Annotated in this window: 14 protein-coding genes; 9 read left to right on the forward strand and 5 right to left on the reverse strand. The window is 72.2% G+C overall.

All coding sequences use genetic code 11. The features are described 5' to 3' along the window. Nucleotides 1-23: 23 nt before the first annotated feature. From ACWED2_RS14520 to ACWED2_RS14540, 5 genes are all read right to left on the reverse strand, one after another. Nucleotides 24-905 (reverse strand): carbohydrate ABC transporter permease, encoded by an 882-nt coding sequence (locus ACWED2_RS14520; protein WP_449690942.1) that lies wholly within the window; start codon nucleotides 903-905, stop codon nucleotides 24-26. Continuing rightward, nucleotides 902-1,723: a carbohydrate ABC transporter permease gene (locus ACWED2_RS14525; RefSeq protein WP_449690943.1), complete on the reverse strand. Its 822-nt coding sequence runs from the start codon at nucleotides 1,721-1,723 to the stop codon at nucleotides 902-904. The genes ACWED2_RS14520 and ACWED2_RS14525 overlap by 4 nt, the downstream gene beginning before the upstream one ends. Nucleotides 1,724-1,888: 165 nt before the next feature. Beyond that, nucleotides 1,889-3,154, reverse strand: a complete 1,266-nt coding sequence (locus tag ACWED2_RS14530; RefSeq protein ID WP_449690944.1) for an ABC transporter substrate-binding protein — start codon at nucleotides 3,152-3,154, stop codon at nucleotides 1,889-1,891. Between the two features lie 205 nt (nucleotides 3,155-3,359). Continuing rightward, the gene (locus ACWED2_RS14535) at nucleotides 3,360-4,175 is read right to left on the reverse strand and encodes an endo alpha-1,4 polygalactosaminidase (protein ID WP_449690945.1); all 816 of its coding nucleotides are present in this window, start codon (nucleotides 4,173-4,175) and stop codon (nucleotides 3,360-3,362) included. 92 nt (nucleotides 4,176-4,267) lie between these two features. After that, entirely contained in the window at nucleotides 4,268-5,068 is an 801-nt protein-coding gene (locus tag ACWED2_RS14540) for a DeoR/GlpR family DNA-binding transcription regulator (protein WP_449690946.1), read from the reverse strand. 126 nt (nucleotides 5,069-5,194) lie between these two features. On the opposite strand from ACWED2_RS14540, the gene ACWED2_RS14545 reads away from it, so the two are divergent. The 9 genes from ACWED2_RS14545 to ACWED2_RS14585 all read left to right on the forward strand — a co-directional run bounded on the left by ACWED2_RS14545 (nucleotide 5,195) and on the right by ACWED2_RS14585 (nucleotide 19,077). Further along, a complete protein-coding gene (locus ACWED2_RS14545; protein WP_449690947.1) occupies nucleotides 5,195-6,325 on the forward strand; it encodes an SIS domain-containing protein in 1,131 nt (376 codons plus the stop codon). 1 nt (nucleotide 6,326) lies between these two features. Beyond that, on the forward strand, nucleotides 6,327-7,295 hold the full coding sequence (locus ACWED2_RS14550; protein WP_449690948.1) for an N-acetylglucosamine kinase: 969 nt from the start codon (nucleotides 6,327-6,329) through the stop codon (nucleotides 7,293-7,295). Next, entirely contained in the window at nucleotides 7,292-8,209 is a 918-nt protein-coding gene (locus ACWED2_RS14555; RefSeq protein ID WP_449690949.1) for a DMT family transporter, read from the forward strand. Before ACWED2_RS14550 ends, ACWED2_RS14555 begins: the two co-directional genes overlap by 4 nt. Next, on the forward strand, nucleotides 8,206-9,126 hold the full coding sequence (locus ACWED2_RS14560; RefSeq protein WP_449690950.1) for a 1-phosphofructokinase family hexose kinase: 921 nt from the start codon (nucleotides 8,206-8,208) through the stop codon (nucleotides 9,124-9,126). Before ACWED2_RS14555 ends, ACWED2_RS14560 begins: the two co-directional genes overlap by 4 nt. Then, the gene (locus ACWED2_RS14565) at nucleotides 9,123-9,983 is read left to right on the forward strand and encodes a class II fructose-bisphosphate aldolase (RefSeq protein WP_449690951.1); all 861 of its coding nucleotides are present in this window, start codon (nucleotides 9,123-9,125) and stop codon (nucleotides 9,981-9,983) included. The genes ACWED2_RS14560 and ACWED2_RS14565 overlap by 4 nt, the downstream gene beginning before the upstream one ends. A 58-nt stretch (nucleotides 9,984-10,041) precedes the next feature. Further along, the gene (locus tag ACWED2_RS14570; RefSeq protein WP_449690952.1) at nucleotides 10,042-10,383 is read left to right on the forward strand and encodes a VOC family protein; all 342 of its coding nucleotides are present in this window, start codon (nucleotides 10,042-10,044) and stop codon (nucleotides 10,381-10,383) included. Nucleotides 10,384-10,527: 144 nt separating this feature from the next. Beyond that, nucleotides 10,528-18,378 carry an RICIN domain-containing protein gene (locus tag ACWED2_RS14575; protein ID WP_449690953.1) on the forward strand — a complete coding sequence of 2,617 codons (7,851 nt, stop codon included), beginning with the start codon at nucleotides 10,528-10,530 and terminating at the stop codon, nucleotides 18,376-18,378. 11 nt (nucleotides 18,379-18,389) lie between these two features. Further along, nucleotides 18,390-18,803 (forward strand): DUF2750 domain-containing protein, encoded by a 414-nt coding sequence (locus tag ACWED2_RS14580; protein ID WP_449690954.1) that lies wholly within the window; start codon nucleotides 18,390-18,392, stop codon nucleotides 18,801-18,803. Continuing rightward, nucleotides 18,793-19,077, forward strand: coding sequence for a DUF2695 domain-containing protein (locus tag ACWED2_RS14585; RefSeq protein WP_449690955.1), 285 nt, complete (start codon nucleotides 18,793-18,795; stop codon nucleotides 19,075-19,077). The genes ACWED2_RS14580 and ACWED2_RS14585 overlap by 11 nt, the downstream gene beginning before the upstream one ends. Nucleotides 19,078-19,284 lie beyond the last annotated feature (207 nt).

The raw sequence follows: 19,284 nt of genomic DNA on the forward strand, positions 1-19,284 counted from the left end.
CCGAGTTGTGAAGGGGAAACGCCTCAGCCCTTGAGCCCGCTGGAGGTGACCGACTGGATGAACGTCTTCTGCGCGCCGAGGAAGGCCAGCAGCACGGGCAGCACGGTGATGACGTTGCCCGCCATCACCGCGGCCCAGTTCGTGTGGTGCTGGCCCTGGAACGTGGTGAGCCCCAGCTGCAGGGTGTAGGTCGTGTCGTGGTTGACCGCGATCAGCGGCCAGGTCAGGTCGTTCCAGGTGCTGAGGAACGTCAGCACGGCCACCGTGCTGAGCGCGGGCCGCGAGAGCGGCACGACGATGGTGAACAGCACGCGCAGCCGCGAACAGCCGTCGATCCAGGCCGCCTCTTCGAGCTCCCGGGGCAGCGACAGGAAGAACTGGCGCAGCAGGAACACCGCGAACGGCGTCACCAGCGAGGGCACGATGAGCGCGCCGAGGGTGTCGATCAGGCCGAGCTTCTTCATCACCAGGAACGTCGGGATCATGGTGAGCTGGAAGGGGATCGCCATCGTCGCGACCATCAGCGCGAGCAGCGTCCGCGAGCCGGTGAACCGCATCCGCGCGAACGCGTACCCGCCCAGCGTGCCGAACAGCAGGTTCGACACCACGGTCACCGCCGAGACGATCAGCGAGTTCGTGAACCAGCGCACGAACAACGCGTTGTCGAGGACGTAGCGGTACCCCGAAAAGTCCACACGGGACGGCCAGAGCGCGGGCGGGAACCGGTTGATCTCGGCGTTGCTCATCACCGAGCTGAGCAGCAGCCAGACCAGCGGCGCCGCGAACAGCAGCGCCAGCGGCACGAGCAGCAGGTGCCAGGGGCTGAACGGCAACCGGGGCCGGCGCAGCACGGGCAGCACCGCGCGGGTCGCGGGGACGTCGATGCGGACGGGCTGTGTCTTCATCGCAGCGCCTTCCCGGGCCGGCGCAGCACGCGGAGGACGACCACGACGGCGAGCAGGGCCAGCGCGAGCACGTAGGCCGACGCCGCGCCGTAGCCGGCGGTGAAGTTCTTGAACGCCTGCTCCCAGACGAAGTAGACGATGACCGTGGTCGAGCCGAGCGGGCCGCCCTTGGTCGTCACGTAGACCAGGTCGAACACCTGCAGCGACGTGATCAGCTGCCACAGCACGAGGAACGCCGTCACCGGGGTGACCGCGGGCAGCGTGACGTGCCGGAGCACGCGCCACGTCCCGGCGCCGTCCAGCCGCGCGGCCTCGACCAGCGACGGCGGGACGTCCTGCAGCGCGGCCAGGTACACCACGACGCAGAAGCCGGTACCGCTCCACAGCGTGATGCCGACCAGCACCAGCAGCGCCTGCGCCGGGTCGGTCAGGAAGCCCTGCGGCGACACGCCGAGGTGGTGCAGCAGCGAGTTGGCCGCGCCGAACTGCGGGTCGAGGATGAAGGAGAACAGCACGCCCTGCGCCGTCGCCGACAGCACGAACGGGACGAACACGAGCGTGCGGTACACCCCGGCGAACCGGATCCGCCGGTTCAGCGCCTGCGCCAGCAGGAACCCGAACAGGATGCTGAGCGGGACGTACAACACCGTGTACAGCACGGTGTTCCCGACGGCCTGGGCGAAGTGCGGGTCCTGGGCGAGCGCGGCGTAGTTGTCCACGCCGACCCACCGGCTCGGGGTCACCAGGTCGTCGGCCTGGAAGGACAGCACGAGCGACCAGGCCACCGGCACCACGCCGAGGCCGAGGATGATGAGCACGGCGGGGGAGATGTAGGCCCAGGCGGCCGCGGTTTCGCGGCGTCGGCTGTGTTGTACGGGGGTAACTGAGCCTTTCGGGGGTTCCGGGTGGCGGAGCCCCCGGCCCGAGGCGGAGCGTCGGCTCGGCACGGTGATGGGCTTCGGCAGTCCGGGCATGGCGGCCTCCTAACGCGGGATGATCAGGGCGGCGTTCGCGGCCGCGGCGCAGTCGCGCAGGGCGTCGGCCGGGGTGGCCTGGCCGAGCAGCACGGCGACGATCGCGGTGCCGAGCGCCGCCGACACCTGGGGGTAGGCCGGGTGCACCGGCCGGACGCGGGCGTTGTCCAGCGCGTCGACGAACACCGGCAGTCCCGGGGTGCCGTCCGTTTTCTCCTGCCACGCGGGCAGTTGCTGCGTCCGGCGGCTCAGCGGGAGGCTGCCGGCGCCGTCGTCCCAGCGGACGTCCTGGGCCGGGTCGGCGAGCCAGGACAGGAAGGTGCGGGCCGCCGCCACGCGTTCTTCGCCGTTGTCGAACAGCGTCCAGGTGTCCGGGCCGGAGATGGTCACCGGACGGCCGCTGAAGCTCGGCAGCGGGACGACCGCGTAGTCGATCCCGGCGTCGGTGATGTCCGGCAGCTGCCACGGGCCGGTCGCGACCATGCCGATGTGCCCGGCCTGGAACGCCTGGTACATCTGCTCGCTGCCGGTCTTCGGGTCGAGGTAGACGGCTTTCGCCGCGGCGAGGTCGCGGACGACTTCGAGGGCGCGCACGCCCTGCTCGGCGAACCCGATGCCGCGCCCGCCGGCGCCGATGACGTCACCGCCGAGGTCCCACACCATCGGCCACAGCCGCCACACGGTGTCCTCGTCGCCGGTGGCGGGCCACGCCGTGCCGAAGGTGCCGTTGCCCGGGTCCGTGAGCTTCTTCGCCGTCTCGACGAAATCGGCCCACGTCCAGCCCGCGGCGGGCAGCGGGATCCCGGCCGTGCCGAACAGCTCTTTGTTGCACACCACGGCCAGCGAGTCGAGCAGCGCCGGGACCGCGCGGACGCGGCCGTTGACGGTGACCGCTTCCCGGGCCGGGGCCCAGAAACCGGGACCCGCGTCGACGAGGTCGGTGACGTCGACGACGCTGGGGCTGCGGGCCACGCTGGCGAGGTCCGAACCGAAGACGTAGGCGATGTCCGGGAACGACCCCGACGCGAGCGCCGCGGTGATCTTCTGCAGCATCGCGTCGGCGAGGACCCCGCCGCCGAGGTCGACCCGGATTCCGGGGTGCGTGCGGTGGAAGTCCGCGACGAGCTCGTCGAGGACCTTCTTGCCGGTGTCGGTCTGGCCGTGCCAGACCTCGACCGTGACCGGGCCCCCGGTGGCCCGCGCCGGCCCACAGCCGGCGAGGGCGGCACCGAGGGCCAGACCGCCGGCGCCGCGCAGGAATCCGCGGCGGTCCATCAGCGGGTCTTGCCGGGGAACGGAAAAGACATCATCGGTACTCCGGATGATGGTGGGCACGACCCCGCCTCGGACTCTCGCGTCCTGGCGACTCGGTCCGGGCTCGCGGTGGAACCGACATACCGGCTGGGCGTACCTCTGACGTCGGTGCTCCCGACGTGGACAGCAGTAAAGCGAGCGCGATCGAACGTGTCAAGACGGGTGGTCAGCAGGTCTTGCGCAGGTACCCGCTCGTGCCCTGGGGCACCACGTAGAGGTCACGCCGGACGATGCTGATCTTGTTCTTCCACTCCGGGCAGCCCTTGCTCATGCCCGAAGCGGTGTACTCGACGTCGACCACCCGGTTGTTGAACGGGCCGGCGTAGTCGGCGCACTCCTCGTATTCCCCGCATTCTTCGGTCACGGCGAAGTCGAGGCCGTTGGCGACCCGGTTGCCGGCCAGTTCCGGGGTGTTCTTCTGGGCGATGGCGAGGTTCTTGCCGTGCGCGCGGGCGGACAGGAGCTTGATGTACTCCTGCGCGTGCGTGGTGGTGAGCAGGTTCTTGGACCGCGAATAGCTGTCGTAGTTGTCCGGCTCGATCGCCTGGTACCCCTTCGAAGCGCACTCGTCGATCCAGCTGCCGACCTTGGCCGCGACCCGGGAGCGCTTGTCGGCGGTGCGCAGGTCGAGCAGCGTCTCCTTCCAGTCGGGGTCGACGACCTTGTTGCCGTTCGAGTCGCGCAGCAGCAGGTCGCTCGGCCAGTCGCCGTCCGCGCCCTCCTGCGCCTGGAAAGCGTTGAGGTAGCAGATGTTGTACTTCCCGCTCGCCGGGGCCGCCGAGACGTCGCGGCTGACGATCTGCACGCCCGACGGCGGGGTGTAGGCACCGCCGATCTGGTAGTCGAACCCGGCGGCCTGCGGCGGCAGGGTGACCGCGGCCGAGGCCGGTGCGGCCACCGCCGCCAGCGTGCCGACGGCCAGTGCGCCCGCCGCCGTGAAAGAAGCGAATCGCTTGCCGTGGACGGGGAGAGAACGCTTCATCCGGAACTCCGTCATCGTCGGGGGCTGTTGTCGGCGAAAGGTAGGCAGGACGACCACCGCGGTCAACGAAACGCGCATTCGCGATGCGCGTTTCAGCGTTCGGCGACGGCTTCCACCACGGTGACCCGGACCCCGGCCCGGCGGATCGCCGCGACCGCGGCGGGCGCGGCCGAAGAGTCGGTGATGACTTCGTGCACGTCCTGGATGTCACCCATGCGGGCGAGGGTGGACCGCCCGAGCTTGCTGCCGTCGGCCAGCACGACCACCCGCTGGGCGCGGCCGAGCATGGCGCGGTTGGTCCTGGCCTCGTTTTCGTCGTGCGTGGTGATGCCCGCCGTGGCGTCGATGCCGTCCACGCCGACGAACGCCGTGCCGACGCTGATCGAGGCCAGCACGTGCTCGGCCCAGGGCCCGACCAGCTCGTAGGACTGCGGCCGGGCGACGCCCCCGACGACGACCAGCTTCAGCCGGGGGTGCAGGGCCAGGTCCATCGCGATGTTCAGCGCGTTCGTGACCACCGTCAGATCCGCCCGGCCCGGCAGTTCCCTGGCGAGTTCGCTCGTGGTCGAGCCGCCGGTGAGGGCGATGACGTGCGGCCCGGACGGCAGCGTGCGGATCGCCGCCCGCACGATCGCGCGTTTGGCTTCCGGGGACCGGTTTTCCCGGTAGGGCGGCGGCACCTCGTTCGTGCGCCCCCGTGGCCGCGCGCCGCCGTGGGTGCGGGTCAGCAGCCGCTGTTCCTCCAGTTTGGCCAGATCGCGCCGCAGGGTGGCGGAGGAAACGCCGAACCGGGCGCTGAGCTCACCCACGTGCAGCGAGCCGGTGTCCGCGAGCACCCGCAACAGCTCCGAAAGCCGTTCGGCCCGGGTGGTGCGCCGTTTCCGCGTGGACATGGGCCGAGCCTACGACAGCCGGCGAAACGCTCACTCCGAATGCGCATTTGGACACCGGGCCTTGCCTCCGCGGACCGGCGCGGATGACTCTCCGGGGGTACGTCCCGGCAATCGGAGGCAGCACCTATGCACAGCAGCGGGCGGTGGCCCGGCGACAGCCGGACCGCGCGGGAGATCGAGCAGCAGCCCGCCACCTGGGTCCGGGTGGCGGACGCGGTCCGGCGGGCCCGGCCGGAAATCGACGAGCTGATCGGCCTGCCCGGACGGCGGATCGTGCTCACCGGGGCCGGCACCTCGGCGTTCGCCGGCGAAGTCGTGGCCCGCGATCTCGCGCTGCACCTCGGCCGGCCGGTGGAGGCGATCGCGACCACGGAGATCGTCGCCGATCCGCTCGCCGTGGCCGTGGACGACCGGCCGATCCTGCTGGTGTCCTTCGCCCGCAGCGGCAACAGCCCCGAGTCCGTCGCGGCGGCGGACCTGCTGCAGCGGCTGACGCCCGGGCTGCGGCACCTGGTGATCACCTGCGACCCCGGCGGGCAGCTGGCGCGGCGGTGGTCCGGTGCCCGGGACGCGGTCGTGGTCACCCTGCCGGACGAGGTCAACGACCGCGGGTTCGCGATGACTTCGTCGTTCACCGGGATGGCGCTGGCGGCCCTGCTCGCGTTCGGGGTGGACGTCGACGTCGAGGCGCTGGCGCGGGCCGGGTCGGCGGTGCTCGGCGGCGCGGCGGAACACGCCTCGGCGATCTCCGGCGCCAAGCCGGCCCGGCTGGTGTTCCTGGGCTCCGGGCCGCTGCGCGGGCTGGCCAGGGAAGCCGCGCTCAAGTGCCTCGAGCTGACCCGGGGCGAGGTGGTCGGCATCGCCGATTCCGCGCTGGGCTTCCGGCACGGGCCGAAGTCGGTGCTCGACGAGCGCACCATCGCCGTGGTCTTCCTCGCCACCGACGCGTACGCGCGGCGTTACGACGTGGACATCGCCCGCGAGCTGGTGCAGTCACTCGGCGCGGAGCGGGTGGTCGTGGTGGGCGGCGACGACACCGCCGAGTTCGGGGGCGCCCGGGTCTGGCCCGTGCCCGCGCCGCCCCGCCTGCCCGTGGCCGGGTACGCGCTGCTCGCCGTGATCGCGGCGCAGACCACGGCGCTCGCCTGCTCGCTCGCGCTGGGCATCACGCCGGACAACCCCTTCCCCGGCGGCGAAGTGAACCGCGTCGTGCAGGGCGTGGTCGTCCACGATTTCGTTCCTCCGGAGGTGAGCTGACGTGTTCCTCGGTGTCGACGGCGGGGGGACGAAGACGGCGTTCTGCCTGGTCGATCTCGACGGCCGGGTCGTCGCGGAAGCCCGGACCGCCAGCGTGTACTACCTGAGCGAAGGCCTGCAGATCGTGGAACCGTTGTTGCGCCAGGGGATCGGCGAAGTCTGCCGGGCCGCGGGCGTGCCGGTCTCGGACATCGCCTACGGCTTCTTCGGCCTGCCCGCCTACGGGGAGATCAGCGCCGACGTGCCGGAGCTCGACGCGGTACCCGCCGGGATACTCGGCGGGCGGAACTACCGCTGCGGCAACGACATGATCTGCGGCTGGGCCGGGTCGCTCGGCGCGGTCGACGGCATCAACGTCGTCGCCGGCACCGGCTCGATCGCCTACGGCGAGCACGACGGCAAGCAGTGGCGCGGCGGCGGCTGGAGCGAGCTGTTCGGCGACGAAGGCTCCGGCTACTGGGTCGCGATCCAGGGCCTGAACGCGTTCAGCCGCATGGTCGACGGACGGCTGCCGGCCGGGCCGCTGGTCGGGGAGATGCGGGCGGCGCTCGGCCTCGCCGTCGACTTCGACGCCATCGACGTCGTCGTGAACCGGTGGCACGGCGACCGGGGCCGGATCGCGAACCTGAGCAAGGTCGTGACCCGGGCGGCGGACGCCGGCGACGCGGTCGCGACCGGGGTGCTCCGGGAGGCCGGGCGCGAGCTCGCGCTGCTCGTGGACGTCGGCCGCGCGGCGCTCGGGTTCGCCATCGCACAGCGGGTTCCGGTGTCGTACTCCGGTGGCATGTTCGGTTCGGCGCACGTGCTGGCGTCGTTCCGCGACGCGCTCTCCCTCGAGTACGACCTCCGTGCGCCGCTGCTGGAACCGCACATCGGTGCCGCGCTCTACGCGGCGCGCCTGCACGGACACCCGTTGCGGGCCGAACAAGTCCACAGACCGAGTCCGTGCCTCGCCGAGGAGCCGAGATGACCGGATCAGGGGTGCTCACCCGCGGCTGGATCCCGTATGCGGGATTGCTGGTGCTGTTCTGGGGCGTGTGGGGGGCCTTTTCCAGCCTGCCCACCAAGCTCTACGCCTATCCCGACCCGATGGTGTACGTGGTCTGGGCGCTGACCATGCTCGTGCCCGCGTGGTTCTCCTTGCGGGGGAAGAAGTTCGACCGCGGCCGGGCCGCCGCCGGGTACGGGCTGGTGATCGGGCTCACCGGGGCGGGCGGCCAGCTCGTGCTGTTCAAGGCGCTGACGATCGGGCCGGCCTACGTGATCTTCCCGATCGTCGCGCTTTCGCCCGCGGTCACGGTGCTGCTGGCGTTCGCCGCGTTGCGGGAACGGCTCGGCGGGTGGTCGTGGGCCGGCGTGGTGCTCGCGCTCGTCGCCGTCGTCCTGTTCTCGGTGTCCACAGGGGACGGTGGGGACAGCGGGTGGCTCTACCTGGTGCTGGCGGTTCTCGTCTGCGTCGCCTGGGGCGTGCAGGCGTTCTTCATGCGCAAGGCCGCGCTCGCCGGCGTCGACGACGCTTCGACGTTCGGCTGGATGACGATCAGCGGGCTGGTGCTGATCCCGGTGGCCGTGCTGATGATGGGCGGGCTGCCGCTGGGGTTCCCGTGGCAGGCGCCCGCGCTCACCGCCGGGACCCAGCTGCTCAACGCGGTCGGCGCGCTGTTCCTCGTGATGGCGATGAGCCGGGGCAAGGCGTCGATCGTGGCGCCGGTGACCAACGCCCTCGCCCCGGTGCTGACCATCGTCCTGTCGCTGCTGTTCTTCGGCGCCGCGCCGACCGGGTTCCAGATCGCCGGCATCGTGCTGGCCCTCGTCGGCTCCACGCTGATGGTGTACCGCGCGGAAAAGTCCACGGAGCTGGTTCCCGGCAGCGGGGTGTCATGACGCCGCGGATCGTCACGGTGACCCTCAACCCCGCCATCGACGTCACCTACCGGGTCGACGCCCTGCACCTGGGCGGGACCACGCGGGTGTCGGACGTCCGGTCCCGTGCCGGCGGCAAGGGCGTCAACGTGGCGGCGGTGGTCCGCGAGCTGGGTGGCGAGAGCCTGGTGCTGGCGCTGACCACCACCCGGACACCCGACGAGTTCCGGATCGGGCTGGACGAGCTGGGCCTCGCGCACCGGCTCGTGCCGGCGTTGCCCGCGGTGCGGCGGACGGTGGCGGTGGTGACGCCGGCCGGCGGGACCACGATGGTGCAGGAGAACGGCCTCCCGGCCGGCGGGACGGCGGAAGCGGGCCTCTTCGCCGCACTCCGCGCCGAGCTGCCGGCCGGCGCCGTCGTGATCTCCGGGAGTGTGCCCGGCGGGCTGGGCGCCGACGTTCCCGCGAGGCTGGCCCGGCTGTGTGCCCGGCACGGCGTGCCCGCCATTGCCGACGTCTCCGGCGCCGCCCTCCACGAGGCCGCCGGGAGCGGAGCGGTGCTCATGCCGAACGAGGACGAGCTGGCGGAACTCGGCGGGCCTGGGGCCGGGCCGGACCTGGTGGCCGCGGGAACGCCCGCGGTGGTGGCGACCTTCGGCGCCGAGGGCGCGATGGCCGTCACCGAGCGGGGCACCTGGCGCGCCCGGCCGGCCGAAGTCGTCACCGGGAATCCGGCCGGTGCCGGAGACGCGGCGGCCGCCGCGCTGGCGGTCCGGCTGGCCGCCGCCGGTGCGGTGTCCGAAGTGGACTGGCCGGTGGCGCTCGCGGACGTCGTCGCCACGTCGGCCGCCGCGGTGCTGCGGCCGGTCGCCGGCGAGATCGACATCGCGGCGAGGAACCGGTGGATCGGGGACGTGAAAGTGGAGAGGATTCGATGAACTGGGGCGCTTTGCTGGACGACCTGCGGGCCCGGCGGCGCGCGATCGGGGCGTTCAACGCGATCCTGATCGAGCACGCCGAAGCCGTCGTGGCCGGCGCGGAGCGCAGCGGGCTCCCGGTGGTCCTGCAGATCTCGCAGAACGCCGTCCGCTACCACGGTTCGCTGGCGCCGTTCGCGCTCGCCTGCCTGCGGCTGGCCGAAAGCGCGACGGTGCCCGTCCTGGTCCACCTCGACCACGTCGAGGACGAGGAGCTGATCCGCGAGGGCCTCGACCTGGGCATCACGTCGGTCATGTTCGACGCGGCCGCGGTGCCCTACGCCGAGAACGTGGCCCGGACGAGGGCGGTGGTCGAACGCTGTCACGCGGCGGGCTGCCGCGTCGAGGCCGAGCTGGGCGAGATCGGCGGCAAGGACGGCGCGCACGCCCCGGGCGTCCGCACGGACCCGGCCGAGGCCCGCGAGTTCGTCGCGGCGACCGGCGTCGACTCACTGGCCGTGGCCGTCGGCTCGTCCCACGCGATGGCCGACCGCAGCGCGGTCCTCGACGAGGACCTGATCGCCACGCTCGCCGCCCGCGTCCCGGTGCCGCTGGTACTGCACGGTTCGTCGGGCGTACCCGACGAAGGCCTGCGCGCGGCGGTGGCGAGCGGCATCGTCAAGGTCAACATCGGAACCCGGCTGAACCAGGTGCTCACGGCGTCGGTGCGCTCGGCACTCGGGGAGCACGAGACGCTCTCCGATCCCCGCCGCTACCTGGCGCCCGGCCGGGCCGCGGTCCGTGACGAAGTGGCCCGGCTGCTCACGTTGCTCGCCGGGGCGGGAGTCACGTCCGGCGACTACCCTGGACGGCACTGAGCAGCGAGAGCTTCCGGTGCGGTGGCGAGCTCGCTTCCGGCCACGTCGAGGAGGCAGGATGCCCGCGATCCACCACGTTTCCGTCGTCGTCGGCGACCTGGAGGAGGCGGCCGGCTTCTACGAACGCGCGCTCGGGTTCCGGCGCCGCACCGACCGCCCGGGTCATCTGGGGCCCGGTGCCTGGCTCGACGTCGGCGGGCAGCAGCTCCACCTGATCCAGGGCACCCCGCCGCCGGCGCGGGGGCAGCACTTCGCCGTGTTCGTCGACGACCTCGACGCCGAGGTGCGGCGGCTGCGCGCGGAGAGGATCGACGTCACCGACCCCGTCCCGATCGGGGCCGCGCGGCAGGCCTTCCTCGCCGACCCCTCGGGGAACCGGATCGAGCTCCACGGCAACTAAGCGCAGCCACGGTGAGTGTGTCCGAAAAAAGACGATCTCACCTGTTCAGCTTATTTCGGAGCTTCCTCCCGTCAGGTCATGATCTGCGCGTCGAACTGGCCGCGTGATTCGTCGGGGGTCGCGCCTGGTGGTGGGGGACCTCCGATGCTGTCGTACGCCGCGCTCTTCCGTCGTGCCCACAGAGCGGCCGAGCGCCGCTCGCCCCTGCTGCTCTGGTTCTGCGTCGTCCTGACGCTGCTCGTCGCGCTCACCGGGGTCGTCACCTTCGAGCCGCCGCGCGCCGCGGCCCAGCCGGCGCCGCCCGCGTCGAACACCGGGCCGGCCGAGGCCGCCGACCTGCCGTCCGCGCGCGCCACCGCCCGCCTGCAGAACCGCCGGATCGAAGCCCTCTCCGAACGCACCGAAACCGAGACCACCTGGGTCAACCCGGACGGCAGCCGCACCACGGAGGTCAACGGCGGCCCGATCCGGGTGCGCCGCGGCGAAGCCTGGGTGCCCGTCGACCTGACGCTGACCCAGGGCGCCGACGGCGCGGTCCGGTCCAAGGCCCACCCGCGCGGGCTCGTGCTCGCCGGTGCCGGCGGCAAGCAGGGGGAGACCCGCGACCTCGCGTCCGTGCAGGCCGCCGGCGGCCAGGTCGCCCTGCAGTACACCGGCCCGCTGCCCGCTCCGGTGCTCGCCGGCGACACCGCGACCTACCCCGAGATCCAGCCGGGCGTCGACCTCCAGGTCAAGGCGACCCGCACCGGGTTCGAGCAGTTCTTCGTCGTCAAGCGGCGGCCCTCCGCCGCCCTCGACTTCACGTTGCCGGTGCGGGCGAGCGGGCTGACCACGAAGTCCGACGCCGACGGCAACACCCAGCTCGTCGGCCCGCACGGCGAAGTCGTCGGCGCGCTGCCCGCGGCCGAGATGTGGGACGCGAAGGTCGACCCGCGCAGCGGCGATCCCGCCGGGAAGGTGCGGGTCGGCAAGACCACCGCCCCGAAGGCGAAGGCCGCGGGCGTCGACGTCACCGTCACGCCCGACAGCTCCTACTTCGGCGACCCGGCCCGCGCGTACCCCGTCACCGTCGACCCCGGCGTGACGATCTGGACCAGCTTCGACACCTTCACGCAGTCCAGCATCGCCAACACCGACCAGTCCGGGCAGCCGGAACTGCGGCTGGGCACCTTCGACGGCGGCACCACGAAGGCCCGGTCCTACCTGCACTTCGACGTCTCGCGCTTCCGCGGCACGCGGGTGCAGTCGGCGAAGCTCTGGCTCTACGCCACGCACTCCTACTCGTGTTCGGCCCGCAACTGGGAGATCTGGGACACCGCGCTGGTCGGCACCGGGACCCGGTGGTCGAACCAGCCGAACCCCTACACGCGCTGGGCGACCACCGGCGCCACGCTGGGGCACGACTCGGCCTGCGCCGACAACTGGATCGGCACCGACATCCCGAACCTGATCGGGGCGTGGGCGGCCAACGGCGTCACCACCGGGTCGATGGTGCTCAAGGCGGAGTCCGAAACGGACACCTACGGCTGGAAGAAGTTCTCCTCCAGCGAAGGCGGCGCGGTGCCGCACCTCGACGTCACCTACAACACCCGGCCGAACCCGGCCGCCGGCCTGAGCGTCTCCGACCGCGGCGACAACGGCGGCGCCACCTACACGCGCTCGCTGACGCCGACGCTGACCTTCCGGCCGTCGGACCCGGACGGCGACGACCTCACCGCGGTGTTCTACGTTTACGACGGCGAGACGATGATCGCCGACTACTGGCAGTGGGGCGTGCCCTCCGGCAGCGTCGCGCAGTGGAAGATCCCGGCCGGGCTGCTGCAGGAAGGCCGTCAGTACCGCTTCCGCGCCACTTCGTTCGACGGGAGCAAGGACTTCGGCGACGACGCCTGGGTCGGGCTCCAATCGGTCCGCAGTGGACAGTACGTGGACGTCGCCGCCTGCGGCTGGGGCAACGGCACCCGTGTCCAGCAGTACCCGGCCAACGGCGCCGACTGCCAGAAGTTCTTCCCCTGGGGCACCGGCGACGGCTACTACCAGTTCCGGGTCCGCCATTCCGGCCAGGTGCTCGACAACCGCAACTGCGTCACGGACAACGGCAACCCGGTGATCACCTACGACCAGGTCTACGGCGACTGCCAGAAGTGGGCGTTCGAGCGCCAGGGCAACGGCGTCTACAAGTTCGCGGTGAAGAACGCGAACAAGGTCCTGGACCAGAGCTGCTCGACGACCAACGGCACCGCCCTGGTCATCTGGGAGCGCGTCGCCAACGACTGCCAGACCTGGCGCATGGTGCCCACGCCCGCCAACGGCGTCGCGGTGCCGTGGCTGACGTTCACCGTCGACACGCAGGCGCCCGGCGCGCCCACGGTGTCCTCGGCGGACTACCCGAGCGACGACGCCTGGCACAAGGCCGCGGGCCAGGCCGGGACCTTCGCCTTCGCCCCGGCGCCCGGTTCGACCGACGTCGCCGCCTACGTCTACGGCCTCGACGTCACCCCGGCCACCGAGGTCGCGGCCGGGGCGGACGGCAAGGCGGCGCCGTCGATCACCCCGGCGACCGACGGCCAGCACGTGCTGAGCGTGCGCACGAAGGACCGGGCGGGCAACCTGTCCGCGATCGTCAGCCATCGGTTCAACGTCGGGCGGGGCGGGTTCGTGCGCCCCGCGGAGAGCGCCCGGGTGGTCAGCCGCGTACCGCTGCAGGTGACGGCCGAACCCGCGTTGACCCACGTGAAGTTCGCCTGGCGCCGCGGCCCGGGTGCCGCGGTCGAGTCGGACATCCCGCCCGCACACCTGAAGAAGGCCGACGGATCGGCGCTGGGCACGGGATTCGTGCCGCTGTCCTCGCTCGGCGGGACGGCGACCTGGACGGCGGCCGACACGCTCGGCGCGACCGCCGGCGTCGTGCAGGTCAAGGCGGTCCTGGCGACCGACGCGGCCGGCACCGGGGCGTACGCCATGGTGTGGCGCACGGTGATCGTCGATCCGAGCGCGGACGGCGCGGAGAACGAGGAGCTCGGCGGCGGCTCGCTCAACCTGCTCACCGGCGACTTCTCCCAGTCCACGACGGACGCCCAGGAGTTCGGGCTTTCGGTGTCCCGCACGGCTTCTTCGCGGGATCCGCGGGCGGGCTACCAGCCGCAGCGCGAGCGGCTCACGGCGAACCAGCAGAAGATCACCACGGACACCGCCGGGTTCCAGTCGCTCACCGCGGCACCGACGCGCGTGACCGACCGCGGCCACGAGAGCGGCGAGTCGCTGCAGCTCACGCCGGTCCCGTCGGGGCAGTGGGGCAGCGACACCTACGCCGCCATCGAAGGCGACATGGACTCCGGGTTCCACCTCGGCACGAAACCGGGGCGGCTGTACCGGATCACCGGCTGGATCTACGTTCCCGCGTCGACCGGGCTGAACCCCGGTGACGGCCGCGGCCTGCGGATCGTCGGCTACACGAAGAACGCCGACAACGACTACCACGCCCAGCTGTCGAACCAGCCCGCCGTCACCGACGCGTGGGTACAGCTGAGCCTCGACTTCAAGGTCCCCGCCGACGCCTCCCAGGCGTTCGTCCGGCTGTACAACGGGTTCGCCATCGGCAGCGGCAAGCCGGTCTACTTCGACGATCTGTCGGTGCGGGAGCTGACCGCGCCGTTCGGCCCGCAGTGGCTCGGCGGCACGTCGGCCGACGCCACCGAGATCGACTACACCCGGCTGACCCTCGACGCGGACAACGTCGCCCAGGTCGAGCAGGTCGACGGCTCGAAGGTCTGGTTCACCAAGGCGGGCAACGGCGCGTTCTTCCCCGAACCCGGCGCCGAAGACCTCTCGCTGAGCTTCGACGGCACGAACTACAAGCTCGCCGAAACCGACGGCACCGTGACGCTGTTCAGCCGCGCGGCCGACGGCGGGTCGTACCTGGTTTCCTCGACGACGCCGCCGGCGCAGGCCGCGACCACCCGCTACGTCTACGAGAACGTCGACGACCAGGTCCGGATCAAGCGGGCCGTCGCGCCCGTGGAAGCCGGGATCGGCGACTGCACCACCGCCACGCCGGCGCGTGGCTGCGAGGCGATCGAGTACGACTACGCGACGGCGACCACCGCGACCGCCACGGCGTTCGGGGACTTCGCCGGGCAGGTCCGCGGCGTCATGGCCTGGACCACCGACCCGGCGAACGGTGCCGTCGGGAAGGTGGGCATCGCGCAGTACGCCTACGACGACCTCGGCCGCCTGCGGGAGGTCTGGGACCCGCGGCTGTCCCCGCCGCTCAAGACGACCTACGCCTACGACGACGCCGGCCGCGTCACCCAGGTCGGCGCGACCGGCGAACTGCCGTGGATGTACGACTTCGGCGCCGCCGGGACCGGCGACCCGAACGCCGGACGGCTCCTGCGGGTGCGCCGCGCGACCCTCAAGCAGGGCAGCGCGACCGAGATCGACGGCGAAGTGGCGAGCACCGTCGTCTACAACGTGCCGCTCACCCGCGCCGCGGGCGGGCCGTACGACCTCGACGGCCCGTCGGCGGCGGCGTGGTCGCAGACCGACATCGCCACCGACGCGACGGCAATCTTCGGGCCCGAGGACCCGGTGGCGGTCAACACCGCGACACCGAGCGCACCGGGGCCGGACGGTTACCGCGCGGCGAACGTCCACTACCTCGACGCCGCGGCCAAGGAGGTCAACACCGCGACGCCGGGCGGCTACATCGACACCACGGAGTTCGACCGGTTCGGCAACCCGGTCCGGACGTTGGAGGCGTCGAACCGCGCGCTCGCGCTGGGGCAGCTGCCCGGCGGGGACGACCAGCTCGCGGCACTCGGCCTGGCGCAGTACGACTCGAAGACCCGTGCGGTCTGGCTCGACACGCAGACCCGCTACAGCGCCGACGGGCTCGACGAGGTCGAGAGCCGTTCGCCGTTGACCCGGATGGCGCTGGACGCCGACCCCGACCAGGTGGTCAACGCGCGGGCGCACGCCACGAAGGCCTACGACGAGGGCAAGCCGGACGGCACCGCCTACCACCTCGTGACCACCGAGCGCACCGGCGCGGAGGTCGTGGGGATGACCGGCGAGCAGGACGTCAAGGTCAGCAAGAACGGGTACGACCCGGCGATCGGCGGTGTCTCCGGCTGGGGCGTGCGCGAAGCCACGAAGATCACGCTCGACGCCGAAGGACCGTCCGGTGCGGTCGGCACGGTGACCACCGCGGTCCGGTACGACGACCGCGGCCGGGGCCGCGAGTCCCGCAAGATCGACGCCACCGGCACCGACGCCGGCACCACGCTGTCGGTCTTCTACACCGCCGGCGCCAACCCGGACGACGCCGCGTGCGGCAACCGGCCCGAGTGGGCGGGGTCGCCGTGCGTCACCAGGCCCGGCGGGGCGATCACCGGGCACGACGCGGCCCGGATGACCGCCGAGCTGCCGGTCAAGCGGATCGAGTCCTACACCCGGTTCGGCGAGGCCGACCGGATCAGCGAAACCGTCGCGGGCAGGACCCGGACCACCGTCACCACCTACGACGGCGCGGACCGGATCGCCGCGGTGGAGCTGAGCGGGGACGTCGGCACGCCGGTGCAGAAGGTCAGCACGACCTACGACCCCGCCACCGGCGACGCGACGAGCACGCAGTTCGCCGACGGCACGAAGGTCCAGCGCGCGTTCGACCGGCTGGGCAGGCTGCGGTCCTACACCGACGCCGACGGCGCGTGGACGAACTCGGAGTTCGACCGGTTCGGCAAGCCGGTGAAGGTGACCGACTCGCTCGGCAGCACCCAGACGTTCACCTACGACCGCGCCGCCGAGCCGCGCGGCCTGCTGACCTCGGTGACCGACAGCGTCGGCGGAACGATCACCGCGAAGTACGGTCCGGACGGTCAGCTCGTCGAGCAGACGCTGCCCGGCGGGATCCGGCTGAACGTCACCCTCGACCCGGCTGGCGACCCGGTGGCGCGCAGCTACACCCGGATCTCGGACAACGTCCTGGTGGCGGCGAGCTCGTCGGTGGACAACGTGCGGGGCCAGGTGGTGCGCCAGAACGGGCCGGGCTCGTCGAAGACCTTCGGCTACGACCGCTGGGGCCGGCTGACCTCGACGGCGCAGGTGTCTTCGGCGACCGGGATCTGCACCACCCGCGCCTACACCTACGACCGCCGGTCCAACCGCACCGGCAAGACCACGAAGACCGGCTCCGCGGCGGGGGAGTGCCCGGGCGAGGCGGATCCGGCGGCGGCGACCGAGTCGCACGCGTTCGACTCCGCCGACCGGATCACCGACGCCGGCTACACCTACGACGCCTTCGGCCGGATCACGCAGACGCCGACGGGCGTGCAGAACTCCTACTACACCAACGACCTGCTCGCCGGGCAGCAGACGGCGGACGCGCGGATGTCGTGGACGCTCGACCCGGCGCTGCGGTTCCGGAAGTTCACCAGCGAGAAGCTGGTGGACGGCAGCTGGGCCAGCGCCGTCACCAAGGTGAACCACTACGGCGCGGACAACGACGAGCCGCGCTGGATCGCCGAGGACGTCACGCAGGCGAACAACGTCAGCCGCAACGTCGAGGGTCCGGACGGGGACCTCGCGCTGGTCACCGGGCAGACCGGCGGGGTCACGCTGCAGCTGCTGTCCCTGCACGGCGACGTGATGGCGCAGGTGCCGGTGGACCCGGCCGCGGGCACGGTCACCGGCGCGGTCACCGTGCTGGACTCCGACGAGTTCGGCCTGCCTTCGGCGGACACGCCGGCGGCGAAGACCGCGCGCTACGGCTGGCTCGGCGGCAAGGAGCGCTCGTCCGAAGCCCTCGGCGGGGTCGTGCTGATGGGCGTGCGCGGCTATGACCCCGGCTCCGGCCGGTTCCTCCAGCCGGACCCGGAGCCCGGGGGCGGCGCGACGGCGTACGACTACTGCAACGCCGACCCGGTCAACTGCACGGACCTGGACGGGCGGTGGGGCTTCGGGTCGTTCTTCAAGGCCGTGGCCAACGTGGTGGCCAAGGTCGCCGAGGTCGCGTCCTACATCCCCGGCCCGATCGGCACCATCGCCGCCGGGGTGTCCGCGGTCGCCTACGCCGCCACGGGCAACTGGGCCAAGGCGGGGGAGATGGCCATCACCGCGGCCGCGAACCTGGTCGGCGCCGGGGCGGTGGTGAAGGTCGCCGCGAGAGTCGTGAAGGCCGCCGCGAAGGTCGGCGGCAAGGCGGCGTCCGGGGTGGCCAGAGCCGGGCGCGGGCTGGCCGGGCGGGTGACCAGCGCCGTCCGGCGCGGCTGCAACTCGTTCGCCCCGGACACCCGGGTGCTGCTGGCCGACGGCTCGACCCGCCCGATCTCGGAGATCGAGGAAGGCGACCTGGTCGCGGCGACCGACCCGGAGACCGGCGAGACCTACGCCGAGCCGGTGGTCAACGTGATCGTGGGCCTCGGCGACAAGCACCTGGTGCAGCTGTCGACCGGCGACGGCGAGCCGGTCACCGCGACCGCGAACCACCCGATCTGGGTGGACGGCCGGGGCTGGACCGAGGCGGGCGCGATCGGCATCGGCGACCGGGTGCTGCTGCCGGGCGGCGCCACGGCGTCCATCCGGGTGGTGCGGGACCTCGGCCACCGGACCGGGACCCTGGTCTACAACCTGACCGTCGACGGCACGCACACGTTCACCGTCGTCAGCGGCGGCACGGCGTTCGTCACCCACAACGCCAGCGGGGCCTGCCCGGTCGGCGGCGGGCGCAGCGGCAAGGCGCCCCGGCTGCGCCAGCTGGCGAACGACGACAAGGTCGCCAAGCACCTCCGGGGCTACATCAAGAACTCGATCCGGCAGCGCGGCAAGCCCGCGGTGCCGCCGGGGTACCAGGTGGCGCACTACCGCACCCACGAAGCCGCGCGGGGCTGCAGCTACCGGTGCGGGCACCTGCAAACCAGGGAATTGCACCGGTTGCAGCACAAGTACGATAACAACGGCCGGCGGTTGCGCGGGAAGACGAAGATCCGCCGCTGATGGGAGAAATGGTGAACGAGTTTCCGCCGTTGACGGCCGAGGAGGCCGGGCTCTGGTCGGCGAAGCCGGGCGCATCCCGTGCGCTCTACCTCGTTCGCAGCGTCGTCGCCTCGGGCCTGATCTGCGCCTGGGGCGACGACGAGGACACCGCGATGATGGAGGATTCCGAGGGCCGCGTCGTGGTGCCGGTGTGGCCGCACCCGGAATTCGCGATCCGGGAATTCGGGCCGGTCACGCCGGACGAGAAACCCGTCCCCGCCGACCTCGACCGCTTTCTCGAGGTGTGGCTGCCCGGGCTGGAGGAGGACGGCTACGGCCTGGCGGTGTTCCCGGTCGACGACCGGATCGCGGTGACCTGGACCCCGGCCGAGTTCGCGTCCAAGATCCGGGCGGAGCGGGCGAAGGCCGCCTCCGGTGCTCAGTGACGAAGAACGCCGGGCGGCGAAGCAGGCGTACAAGCAGAGCTCGCGGGAAGCGATGTGGAGCCGGCTCGGTCTCGACGCCGGTCAGCTGGCCGGCCTGCTCGACCGCCTGGAAGCCGGCCTCGGCCCCGGCTGCGACCACACGCTCACCCGCACCCGCACGTGGGCCCTCGCCGCGGGGCTGGACTGGCCGCCCCTGGAAAACCGGCTGAGGTCCCTCGGCGGCGGCTGCGACTGCGAGGTCCTCGCGAACCTGGACCCCGCCGACTGGGGGTAGCGGCTGCGCGTTGTCACGCAGGTCCGGGTGCGGGCGGTGTTCGTGGGTGAGGACGGGAGCTCAAGCGGTCCGCGTTCGGCGTGCCGACACCGGGTGGCCCGATCGAGCCCGTATCCCGCGTGATCGGCGACGTATCCCGCGTGATGGGGGGCGGATCTCGTGTGATCGGGGGCGTATCTCGCGTGATCGCAGGGGCATGTCGCGTGA

Source organism: Amycolatopsis sp. NPDC005003 (assembly GCF_053600695.1).